The organism is Bradyrhizobium sp. SZCCT0153, assembly GCF_018129995.1.
Taxonomy (GTDB): Bacteria; Pseudomonadota; Alphaproteobacteria; order Rhizobiales; family Xanthobacteraceae; genus Bradyrhizobium; species Bradyrhizobium japonicum_G.
Map to the genome: position 1 here is coordinate 328,130 of NZ_JAFCKS010000001.1, position 11,871 is coordinate 340,000.

Below are 11,871 nucleotides of genomic sequence, written 5' to 3' on the forward strand. Positions count from 1 at the left end.
GGGCAGGCCGAGGGAAAGAAAAGACCATGAATATCGACAAATATACCGAACGCTCCAGGGGCTTCATCCAGTCCGCGCAGTCGCTTGCTGTGCGCGAGGGGCACCAGCAATTTTCGACCCTGCACGTGCTGAAGGTGCTGCTGGACGACAATGAGGGGCTCGCTGCCGGTCTGATCGACCGCGCCGGCGGCAATTCCCGCGCAATTCTCAAGGCGACCGAGGACGCCCTGAGCAAGGTGCCGAAGGTCTCCGGCGGCGGTGCCGGGCAGATCTATCTGGCGCCCGAGCTCGCTCGTACCTTCGACGCCGCCGAAAAGGCCGGCGAGAAGGCCGGCGACAGCTTTGTCACCGTCGAGCGGCTGCTGCTCGGGCTCGCGCTGGAGAAGACCAGCGAGGCCGGCGCGATTCTGGCCAAGGGCGGCGTCACCCCGCAAAACCTCAATGCCGCCATCGAGGCGCTGCGCAAGGGCCGCACCGCGGACAGCGCGACCGCCGAGAACGCCTATGACGCGTTGAAAAAGTATGCCCGCGACCTGACCCAGGCTGCGCGCGACGGCAAGCTCGATCCGGTCATCGGCCGCGACGAGGAGATCCGCCGCACCATCCAGGTGCTGTCGCGGCGGACCAAGAACAATCCCGTCCTGATCGGCGAGCCCGGTGTCGGCAAGACCGCCATCGCCGAGGGCCTCGCGCTGCGCATCGTCAATGGCGACGTGCCGGAGAGCCTGAAGGACAAGAAGCTGCTCTCGCTTGACCTCGGCTCGCTGATTGCGGGCGCAAAATATCGCGGTGAGTTCGAGGAGCGGCTGAAGGCCGTGCTCCAGGAAGTGACCGCCAGCGAGGGCAATTTCATCCTGTTCATCGACGAGATGCACACGCTGATCGGCGCCGGCAAGGGCGACGGTGCGATGGACGCCTCCAATCTGCTCAAGCCGGCGCTCGCCCGCGGCGAGCTGCATTGTATCGGCGCGACCACGCTCGACGAATACCGCAAGCATGTCGAGAAGGATGCGGCGCTGGCGCGGCGCTTCCAGCCGATCTTCGTCAGCGAGCCCACGGTCGAGGACACCATCTCGATCCTGCGCGGCCTGAAGGACAAGTACGAGCAGCACCATGGCGTGCGGATCACCGATTCCGCGCTCGTTGCCGCCACGACCCTGTCCAACCGCTACATCACGGACCGCTTCCTGCCCGACAAGGCGATCGACCTGATGGACGAGGCGGCGGCGCGGCTGAAGATGCAGGTCGATTCCAAGCCGGAAGAGCTGGATTCGCTCGATCGCGAGATCATCCGGCTCAAGATCGAGCAGGAGGCGCTCAAGAAGGAAAGCGATCTCGGCTCCAGGTCCCGTCTCGAAACGCTCCAGAAGGAGCTCGCCGAGCTCGAGGAGAAGTCCGCGGCGATCACCGCGCGCTGGAGCGCGGAGAAGAACAAGCTCTCCGACGCCCAGAAGCTGAAGTCCGAGCTCGACGCCCTGCGCGTCGATCTCGCCGACGCGCAGCGGCGCGGCGAATTCCAGAAGGCGGGCGAGCTGGCCTATGGCCGGATCCCGCAGCTCGAGAAGCAGCTCGCGGACCTCGAGGCCAAGGAAAATACCACGCAAAACTCCGGCGAGATGATGGAGGAGGCTGTTACCGCCAACCACATCGCGCAGGTGGTCTCGCGCTGGACCGGCGTGCCGGTCGACAAGATGCTGGAGGGTGAGAAGGAGAAGCTCCTGAAGATGGAGGAGCAGCTCGGCACCCGCGTCGTCGGTCAGGCCGAGGCCGTGCGTGCGGTCGCAACCGCCGTGCGCCGCTCGCGTGCCGGCCTGCAGGACCCGAACCGGCCGACCGGCTCGTTCATGTTCCTGGGCCCCACCGGCGTCGGCAAGACCGAGCTGACGAAGGCTCTCGCCGAGTATCTCTTCAACGACGAGACCGCGATGGTCCGCCTCGACATGTCCGAATACATGGAGAAGCACTCGGTCTCGCGGCTGATCGGCGCGCCTCCCGGCTATGTCGGCTATGACGAGGGCGGCGCGCTCACCGAGGCGGTGCGGCGACGGCCCTACCAGGTCGTGCTGTTCGACGAGATCGAGAAGGCGCATCCCGACGTCTTCAACGTCCTGTTGCAGGTGCTCGACGACGGCCGCCTGACCGATGGCCAGGGCCGCACCGTCGATTTCCGCAACACGCTGATCATCATGACCTCGAACCTCGGTTCGGAGTTTCTGGTGAATCAGCCGGAGGGCGAAGACACCTCGGCCGTGCGCGAGCAGGTGATGGGAATGGTGCGGGGGCATTTCCGCCCCGAGTTCCTCAACCGCGTCGACGAGATCATCCTGTTCCACCGCTTGCAGAGGAACGAGATGGGCCGGATCGTCGAGATCCAGTTCGCGCGGCTGCAGAAGCTTTTGACCGATCGCAAGATCGTGCTGACGCTCGACACCGCGGCCCGCGACTGGCTCGCCGCCAAGGGCTGGGATCCCGCCTACGGCGCCCGGCCGCTCAAGCGGGTGATCCAGCGCCACCTCCAGGACCCGCTGGCCGAGATGATCCTGGCTGGCGACGTCAGGGATGGCGACAGCGTTGCAATCTCCTCCGAAGGCAACGTGCTGACCTTCAACGGCAAGGCGCCGCAGACTGCGGAGATCGCCCAGTTCGAGGCGCCGGTGACGAAGCGCAAGCTGAACTGATTTCGCGAAACGACGAACTGAAGCTGTCCAAACCTCCCCGCGATGCGGGGAGGTTTTTTTGTACACGCAATGCGAGCAATCTGCCTCGCGTGACAACGCGGTAGATTTTTCGCACCGTATGCAGGGCCAATGGCACAACCGAGGGCTGTGTCGCTCCGGCGCACGCAAGGGCGGTGTGTTATAAATAGAACACGCCCTGCGCTTTCTCTGAGAGCGTGCATAAATTCACTTGAACAATCTGCTCAAGACTCGCCACAATCCCCAATAATTATTTAATGGGATTGCGTCGATGCGTAGCGTCAGTGAAGTGTTGGCGTCGAGGTTCTGCGCGGCTGGCCGGTCACGCGTCGGCGATAGATCGAATGTGCGTTTCCCATTGCGAACCGTGTTGCTGCGACTTGTGGCGTGCGTCTTCACGGCGTTGACCGTGTCGGCCTGCGATCCGGTCACGGAACGGCGCTACATCACCGAGGGTGCTGGTGCCGATCTGTATTCGCCCGACGCAGCGAGGCAGGCGCAACTCCTGAACGAATATATTCAGTTCATCTGCAGTCAGGCCGGCCAGAATTGCGGAGGCGACTGGAGAGGTTTCGTGCAAGCCGGCATGAACGACATCGATCAACGGTGCGACGGCTTCCTGTTGTGGATCGACGCGAAACGCCGCGACCGCGAGCCGATTTTGGCGGAAATATCGGCGGTCAACACCGCGGTCCATACGATCATGACCGTGACAGGATCGAATCCGGACGCACTCAATATTGTGACGGCGGCGTTCGGGCTTGCGAGCGCAACCTATGCGAATTGGAATTCGCGCCTGCTCATTGCGGTGAACCAGTCGACGATCCAGCAAGTGGTCTATGATTCCCAGGGAGAATATCGGAAGAAGATTCAAGACTGGGCGGTGCCGGATCAGCCGACGGCGATCTATTTGCTGCGTAATTATCTCCGCCTGTGCATGCCCACCACTATCGAGGCAACCATCAACATCACGACGACGCTCGTTCACAGCGACGCCCCGGCGGCGGCGAAGAGGGGTGTTGTCGTTAGCAACATGACAGCGCCGAGCGCGACTGTCCCGAAAGCGACCCGAATTTCCTCGACCTTCGGGCCCGATAACCCGACCGTTATTCTCATGAAGTTCCTCGATCCCAATGGAACTGGCGAACGTGATGCCGATCGAGTGAACCAGCTTGCGCCGTTGTTGGCGCAAATCACCGACCCGGCGACCGGTCAACCGTTGCGTACGCCGCGCGATCTCACGCGCTTCCTGCAAAGCAAGGAATTGGCCACTCAACGGCAGAATGTCGTGGGACAGCTCAAGGCGGCCGGGAAATTGTAGGCCACGTTTCGTCGAGGGCAATGAAATGAGTTTAGAAATACAGGTTATGAATGAGGTTCCGGAAGAGAGCCTCAAGGCAATCGTCAAGAGTTTTGCACAAGACGGTGCCAATATCGTTACGGCTATCAATGATTCCAAAGGCAAGTTTTCGGTTGAAGCCACCTTCATTGATCCCGGTCCGCAAACGAGCGTCATCATAAGCGGCAAGATGTCGATCTTCGGTGGCCCGCAGGATATGGGGGTTGGCGCGAACGAGGGGCTGGCAATTTACGATGCCGCGAACGCTGGCACGGCACCTGCCGGGCTTTTCCTCGACGCGCAACCGCAGGGCACGACCGGACTCGCGCGACGCCTCAACCCGGGCTTCAACTATCTTGCATGCCGTTGGGATTATTCCGTTACTCCGCAAGACTTCCTGCGCGGGGCCACGGTCACGGTGTCCGCAAACGGGAAGTCGGTCACGGCAAGTCCGGCGGATTGGGGACCCAACGTTGCAACAGGCCGCATTGCTGATCTTTCGCCCGGCCTGGCGCACGCGCTCCACCTGGACACGGATGACAACTGCACGCTGCGAATTCCGATGCCGGAGGGAGCACAAATAGCGGCGCCCGAGACACCGCCGGCGCTTGCAATCGACATCAGAGCCGTCAGTGCTGCAATCCTGCCCGCGAACATGGCTCAAAGCCTGGCCGTTGTGACCGCCTATGGAGATACGCTCTATTGGGTGATCAACCTTGTCGGTTCGGACGATGGCGGTCAAAGCCTGTTGCGGAGCGTTGGCGGAGCGGTTGCCCAAGCGATCCTCAACGATACCGTCGTTCTTCCGGTCCAAGCGGGACCTGATATCCCGGATGCCGTGGCGGGCGAACTGAACAAGGCCGTTCGCAAGGATCCATCGATCATCTCGGGGCCTCCGGGTACGGCGCCTGCGACCAGCAGCGAAGCACGGGCTAAAATGTTCGCGGCGGCGCGAGCGTTCGTCGGCCACAGCACGCGCAATGTGCCGGGCACGCAGAACGGCAATCTGGCTTGTGCCTGGGCCGTGAATGAGGTTGCACGTATTGCTCTCGGCAAGCCCATTTCCACCGAAGGACATGGTGACAACGGGCTGGGCACCGATGGGTTGTTCGAAGCCCTGAAAGCTGGCCATACCCGGCTGAAGTCAAAAAAAGACGCTCGGGCAGGGGATGTGATCATCGCTCCCACTGTCGGCGTAAACCATGGACATACCGGCATCGTCGGCGAGACGAGTGGCAGTGTCGATGCCACTCAGATATTTTCGAACAGCTCGGGTCACGCCGCGTTCGCGCAGAACTTCAGCATTGGATCGTTTCAACAGCACTACGAGGCAAATGGATTGCAAGTGCTGTTCTTCTCGCTGAAGCCCACGGCTTTCGTTTGACACTGGATCACACCGTTGTTGGTGTCGTTCGCGACGGTGCCCGTCATCGGATCGGCTGGCGGGCCTGATGACGTCGTGCTCCAGGAGCGTCGCCGGCTTCACTTTGCTGGCTTGACGAAAGCGATCGACGCGCGCCTGCGATGCTTCTCGTGGGTGCAGCGAGGTCGGCTCGAGAGAGCCGACCGCCCCTCCGGAGTTTACCGGTTCGTCACTTGCAACGGGCCGCCAGTTGCGTCCGACATCCGGGCGATGGCGCCGCCGCGGCCGCTCATCATGCCGTCGAGCCGGTCGCGCTCCTTCTCGAAGCCGGCCAGCATCGGGCCTTCCAGCGAACGGCCGCGCGGCAGCTTTACGCGCATCGGGTCGACGAAGCGGCCGTTGACCAGGATTTCGTAATGGACGTGCGGTCCGGTCGACTGGCCGGTCGAACCGACGAAGCCGATCACCTGGCCCTGCCGTACCTTCTTGCCCGGCTCCATGCCCTTGGCGAAGGCCGACATGTGGCCGTAGGCGGTCTCGTAGCCGTTGTTGTGCTTGATGCGGATATATTTGCCGTAACCGCCCTCGAGCTGGGCCTTTTCGATCACGCCATTGCCGGCGGAGAAGATCGGCGTGCCGTAGGCGGTGGCCCAGTCGACGCCGGTGTGCATCTTCACATAGCCCAGGATCGGATGGCGGCGGCCGCCGAAGCCGGAGCGCATGATGGCGTTGTTGACGGGCTTCCTGACCAGGAACTTCTTCGCGCTCTTGCCGGTCTCGTCATAGTAGTCGACGACGCCGTCGTCGGGGCTCTGGTAGCGGTAGTATTTCTTGGTCTCGCCGCCGACCGTCAGCGAGGCGAACAGCACCTCGTTCTTCTCGCTTGCGGTCACGCCCTCGTCCTCGCCGGCGTAGAACACGTCGAACGAGTCGCCCGGCGCCACCTTGCGCTGGAAGTCGACGTCGTAGGAGTAGATCTTGATCATGTCGTCGATGACCGGCATCGGCACCTTGTTGCGCATCGCGGTCTCGTAGATGCTCTGGTAGAGCCGCACGCCGGTGCCGTCATCGTCGTCATCGTCGTCGCTGTTGGCGTTGGCCGCAGCGTCGGCGACGGTGTTCATGCTGGAGACGTCGACCGCGACGTATTTGCCGAGATCGGACAGCGCCGCGATCGCCTCGACCATGGTCTCGTTGGCGATGACGACGCGGTAGGGCTGCAGCCTTGCGCCGGGGCTTGAGGGCGCCATCAGGATGCGCAGCTTCTCGCCTTCCTTGAGGCCGCCGTCGCGGCCGCGCGGCCCGAGCGTCGCGGCGATCGCCTTGATCTCGTCAGCCGTGGCGCCGAGATCGCGCAGCACGCCGGCGACGCTGTCGCCCTTCTTGACCACGTGGACGCGTTCGCCGTTGGGATTGCCGCCGGTGATCTGCTCCTTGGTCTTCGGCAGCAGCGTGACGTTTTCCGGCACCACGCGCGTCTCGAAGCCGGCATAGGGATCGGACGGCGACGCTTCGCTGGCGTAGGCGCTTCTCATGTCGGACGGGCCGGTCGTGCCGGAGATGTCGGCCGCGGCATTGGCAAGCGAGGCGTAGCGCACCCCGCCATTGCCGCGCCAGTTGGCGGCGTCGCGCACCCGCATCAGGATGTCGTCGAGCGCCACCACCGCGGAAATCTTGGCCTTCGGCAGCACCGACGACAGGTCCTTGGTGACGAAGGAGACCTCGGCGTCGGGTTCGACCGCTTCCGGATTGTTGGGATCGTCGGATGCGGTCTTCGGATCGGAGCCGACGTCGGTGAGCATGCGCTGGGCGTTGAACGGCGGGATCTTGGCCGACAGATCGCTTGTCGTCATCGACAGATTGCCGGCGATCCGGACGAAGGGACGCACCCGCATCACGTCGCGATTGCCGACGCGCGCGACGGTGGAGACGCGCACGATGTTGCGCGAGGCCGTGGATTCGCTCGGCGGCGGCAGGCGGTCGCTCTTGTGCAGGGTGGCGGCGCGGTCGGCTGCGCCGAATGCGCCGCGCAGCGCGCCTTCGACGCGCTCGGGCACCTTGGCGAAGGTCATCTCGCCGTCGAGTGATGCGAAAACGGCGCCGCCGATCAGGGCTGCGCCGCAAAGTCCGGTCAGGATTGTCCCGCTGAACCATTGCACGGAGACGCGGCGGCGATCGATGACGGCAGCTTCAGAACCGTCGACGGACAGCGGCGGCTCGTGGCCGAGATCGATGATCCCGGTCTCACGCCCGTAAGCGCCGCGTGACGTCCTGTGGTTCAACCCAAGTCCCCCAATCAACGACCCAAGAGCCCGGTTTCGAACCCCTCCCCAGGCTGCCCTCTTCGGGGGCATCGCTGGAAAGAGGAAAGCCGCACAGGCGTCCGCGGTCCGAAGGCCCTGATGACAGGCCGGCCGAAATTACGAACAGCTAAGCGGAAAAAGATCTCTCGATGTCTCTCGAATGTCTGAAGAAGGCCGCTTCATCGTATGATCGCCTTCCTCGGACCCCACGCAAACCGCAGGCAGCCCCCACTGGCATCCCTGCGATTCAAGCTTCGTCTCTACCAGAACGCCGCGGGATTGTGGCTCAAGTACGGCGCCTAATATGGAAAAAGTTTCCTGAACGGCCGGGCGCGAGGGCTCCCCTCGGGAGGGGGCTGCAAGCCGCCGCCGGAGCCCCTCCGGAGTCCCCATGGAGGCCAAACTTTTTTTGGATTTTTTCACCGCGCCGGCCCGGATCGCGCGCCCAGGCCCCTCCTAACCAGCTGGAATCGCATGAATTTTATCAACGATCCACCGTGCGACGATTTGTTGACAATGGGCGTTGACAATCCCGATGGGTGGGGCCTATAACCCGACCACTGAGCGCGGCGCCGCCGGGTCACTGACCAAGGCGAGCGAACGCGCCACTGATGCTCCTCACCTTGTTGAGTGACACAACAGTCGACGTAAGTCGATTGGAGTTCATCCATCGTCGGTAAGGGTGTCGGAACCCTTCCTCTAGGGAAGGTTGGGGCCTCCTGGTCCCGGGCTGTTTGACAAGTGAAGATGAAGAAAGAGAAACGTGGACGGCGGAGTCCTTGCGCCTCTCGGAATACTTGAGAGCTTCGGCTTTTGAGTTCTGAGAGGGGACGAAAGACTTCGGCGGTACACGTTTTAAGGTTACACCATCGTTGCCAGCGATGTGAATCGCGGGCAGCTCGTCGACTTCGGTCGATGAAAAATGGTGGGACCTCGTCAAACGTTGTGATCAGCCGGTTCAAAGTTCAAGTCCAACTTGAGAGTTTGATCCTGGCTCAGAGCGAACGCTGGCGGCAGGCTTAACACATGCAAGTCGAGCGGGCGTAGCAATACGTCAGCGGCAGACGGGTGAGTAACGCGTGGGAACATACCTTTTGGTTCGGAACAACACAGGGAAACTTGTGCTAATACCGGATAAGCCCTTACGGGGAAAGATTTATCGCCGAAAGATTGGCCCGCGTCTGATTAGCTAGTTGGTGAGGTAATGGCTCACCAAGGCGACGATCAGTAGCTGGTCTGAGAGGATGATCAGCCACATTGGGACTGAGACACGGCCCAAACTCCTACGGGAGGCAGCAGTGGGGAATATTGGACAATGGGGGCAACCCTGATCCAGCCATGCCGCGTGAGTGATGAAGGCCCTAGGGTTGTAAAGCTCTTTTGTGCGGGAAGATAATGACGGTACCGCAAGAATAAGCCCCGGCTAACTTCGTGCCAGCAGCCGCGGTAATACGAAGGGGGCTAGCGTTGCTCGGAATCACTGGGCGTAAAGGGTGCGTAGGCGGGTCTTTAAGTCAGGGGTGAAATCCTGGAGCTCAACTCCAGAACTGCCTTTGATACTGAAGATCTTGAGTTCGGGAGAGGTGAGTGGAACTGCGAGTGTAGAGGTGAAATTCGTAGATATTCGCAAGAACACCAGTGGCGAAGGCGGCTCACTGGCCCGATACTGACGCTGAGGCACGAAAGCGTGGGGAGCAAACAGGATTAGATACCCTGGTAGTCCACGCCGTAAACGATGAATGCCAGCCGTTAGTGGGTTTACTCACTAGTGGCGCAGCTAACGCTTTAAGCATTCCGCCTGGGGAGTACGGTCGCAAGATTAAAACTCAAAGGAATTGACGGGGGCCCGCACAAGCGGTGGAGCATGTGGTTTAATTCGACGCAACGCGCAGAACCTTACCAGCCCTTGACATGTCCAGGACCGGTCGCAGAGATGTGACCTTCTCTTCGGAGCCTGGAGCACAGGTGCTGCATGGCTGTCGTCAGCTCGTGTCGTGAGATGTTGGGTTAAGTCCCGCAACGAGCGCAACCCCCGTCCTTAGTTGCTACCATTTAGTTGAGCACTCTAAGGAGACTGCCGGTGATAAGCCGCGAGGAAGGTGGGGATGACGTCAAGTCCTCATGGCCCTTACGGGCTGGGCTACACACGTGCTACAATGGCGGTGACAATGGGATGCTAAGGGGCGACCCTTCGCAAATCTCAAAAAGCCGTCTCAGTTCGGATTGGGCTCTGCAACTCGAGCCCATGAAGTTGGAATCGCTAGTAATCGTGGATCAGCACGCCACGGTGAATACGTTCCCGGGCCTTGTACACACCGCCCGTCACACCATGGGAGTTGGTTTTACCTGAAGACGGTGCGCTAACCCGCAAGGGAGGCAGCCGGCCACGGTAGGGTCAGCGACTGGGGTGAAGTCGTAACAAGGTAGCCGTAGGGGAACCTGCGGCTGGATCACCTCCTTTCTAAGGATGGTTCTTCAGAAGCTTGCTTCTATCGAACCGTTTTAGAAACATCAGTGGCCAACGGTCGTCAGGATCGTTGAGCTGCATTGGCGGGATTTCGCCGTCTACGTTTCTCTTTCTTCGCGGACGAACACGCGCTGGGGCTGCAACCTTGCAGATCCCTGGTCCTTGACTGGATATGCGTTAGGGGCTTGTAGCTCAGTTGGTTAGAGCGCGCGCTTGATAAGCGTGAGGTCGGAAGTTCAAGTCTTCCCAGGCCCACCACGCTTCGCCGATGGCTTCGCGTGGCACCGCCACGCAAGACATGAAGCGGAGTGTGTCCGGCATAGCCTGCATGGCGACGCCGGACTTTTAAGAGGCGCTTCGTCTTCTGGTTACGGGGCCATAGCTCAGCTGGGAGAGCGCGTGCTTTGCAAGCATGAGGTCGTCGGTTCGATCCCGTCTGGCTCCACCAGATGGTTTGATCACCGACAACTCAACCGTCGTCCGCGAAACATCACTTCGCACCCACTAGTCCGGATGGACAGTGACGTGCGTGATTTCTGACATCGTAAAGAGGAGATCGATCCGAGTTGGATCGTGCAGCAAGCAATTGCTACGCGATACTTCATTATCTCCGGGTCATTTCGGCGCTCGTGCGTCTTTCAAGGCAGCTCACAAGGCTGCATTTGAGGGACATGCGAGTTGTAAATGATCCTTTTAGCGAAGCTTGACCGCCTCGCTATCGGAACGATCTTACGAAGCAAGCTGGTCTTTCTAATCATTGTCCGGCTGTACGTAGCGTTCATCGAGGGCGCGCGCCGTAAGGCAATCGTACAGACAACATTCTGCCGAGTGTGTGGACATTGATAATGAGAGCAATCAAGTGCCTTAAGGGTGTTCGGTGGATGCCTTGGCGCTGAGAGGCGATGAAGGACGTGCTACGCTGCGATAAGCCGTGGGGAGCTGCGAAGAAGCTTTGATCCATGGATTTCCGAATGGGGAAACCCACCTTCGATAGCCGGAACTCCAAGACCTCAGTCGAAAGACTGTGGTGTGGAGTTCAACCAGAGATGGAAGACGCCAGACCTTTAGATTTCGATCGAAGAGGTTTTGGATTTCCGGTTATCAAGAGAAGGTATGAGACTTCTGAATACATAGGAGGTTTCAAGCAAACCCAGGGAACTGAAACATCTAAGTACCTGGAGGAAAGGACATCAACAGAGACTCCGTTAGTAGTGGCGAGCGAACGCGGACCAGGCCAGTGATACATCAAAGACAATCGGAACCAGTCAGGAAAGCTGGGCCTTAGAGGGTGATAGCCCCGTACGAGTAATGCGATGATGTATCCACGAGTAAGGCGGGACACGTGAAATCCTGTCTGAACGCGGGGGGACCACCCTCCAAGCCTAAGTACTCCTCAGCGACCGATAGTGAACCAGTACCGTGAGGGAAAGGTGAAAAGCACCCCGACGAGGGGAGTGAAATAGACCTGAAACCGGACACCTACAAACAGATGGAGCCCAAGATACGTTCTGGGTGACATCGTACCTTTTGTATTATGGGCCAGCGACTTAATTTAACGAGCAAGCTTAAGCCGATAGGCGAAGGCGTAGCGAAAGCGAGTCTGAATAGGGCGTCAAGTTCGTTGTATTAGACCCGAAACCTAGTGATCTAGCCATGAGCAGGTTGAAGGTGAGGTAACACTCACTGGAGGACCGAACGGGTGT

At 60.4% G+C, this 11,871-nt stretch carries 4 protein-coding genes, 2 tRNA genes and 2 rRNA genes (1 of these 8 running past the window's edge); 7 read left to right on the forward strand and 1 reads right to left on the reverse strand.

The annotated features are described in order from the left end of the window. The first annotated feature begins 26 nt into the window (after positions 1-26). The 3 genes from clpB to JQ572_RS01695 all read left to right on the forward strand — a co-directional run bounded on the left by clpB (position 27) and on the right by JQ572_RS01695 (position 5,419). Positions 27-2,678 (forward strand): ATP-dependent chaperone ClpB, encoded by a 2,652-nt coding sequence (gene clpB / locus JQ572_RS01685; protein WP_211381252.1) that lies wholly within the window; start codon positions 27-29, stop codon positions 2,676-2,678. Between the two features lie 289 nt (positions 2,679-2,967). Next, positions 2,968-4,017, forward strand: coding sequence for a hypothetical protein (locus JQ572_RS01690; RefSeq protein ID WP_211381253.1), 1,050 nt, complete (start codon positions 2,968-2,970; stop codon positions 4,015-4,017). A gap of 25 nt (positions 4,018-4,042) precedes the next feature. Further along, complete coding sequence (locus JQ572_RS01695; protein ID WP_211381254.1) at positions 4,043-5,419, forward strand: hypothetical protein; 1,377 nt, start codon at positions 4,043-4,045, stop codon at positions 5,417-5,419. A gap of 197 nt (positions 5,420-5,616) precedes the next feature. Here JQ572_RS01695 and JQ572_RS01700 read toward each other — a convergent pair whose 3' ends face one another. Further along, positions 5,617-7,680, reverse strand: coding sequence for a M23 family metallopeptidase (locus JQ572_RS01700; protein ID WP_211381255.1), 2,064 nt, complete (start codon positions 7,678-7,680; stop codon positions 5,617-5,619). Between the two features lie 993 nt (positions 7,681-8,673). On the opposite strand from JQ572_RS01700, the gene JQ572_RS01705 reads away from it, so the two are divergent. From JQ572_RS01705 to JQ572_RS01720, 4 genes are all read left to right on the forward strand, one after another. Continuing rightward, a 16S ribosomal RNA gene (locus JQ572_RS01705) occupies positions 8,674-10,162 on the forward strand. 187 nt (positions 10,163-10,349) lie between these two features. Next, a tRNA-Ile gene (locus JQ572_RS01710) sits at positions 10,350-10,426 on the forward strand. Positions 10,427-10,540: 114 nt separating this feature from the next. Continuing rightward, positions 10,541-10,616, forward strand: a tRNA-Ala gene (locus JQ572_RS01715). Between the two features lie 405 nt (positions 10,617-11,021). Beyond that, positions 11,022-11,871: ribosomal RNA gene (locus JQ572_RS01720) — 23S ribosomal RNA — on the forward strand (it continues 2,022 nt past the right edge of the window). Together the 16S and 23S rRNA genes with 2 tRNA genes alongside form the textbook arrangement of a ribosomal RNA operon.

Excerpts from the sequence above, each read along its gene's own strand:
- clpB (WP_211381252.1), top strand. The coding sequence starts at position 27 with ATGAATATCGACAAATATACCGAACGCTCCAGGGGCTTCATCCAGTCC.
- JQ572_RS01690 (WP_211381253.1), top strand. The coding sequence starts at position 2,968 with ATGCGTAGCGTCAGTGAAGTGTTGGCGTCGAGGTTCTGCGCGGCTGGC.
- JQ572_RS01695 (WP_211381254.1), top strand. The coding sequence starts at position 4,043 with ATGAGTTTAGAAATACAGGTTATGAATGAGGTTCCGGAAGAGAGCCTC.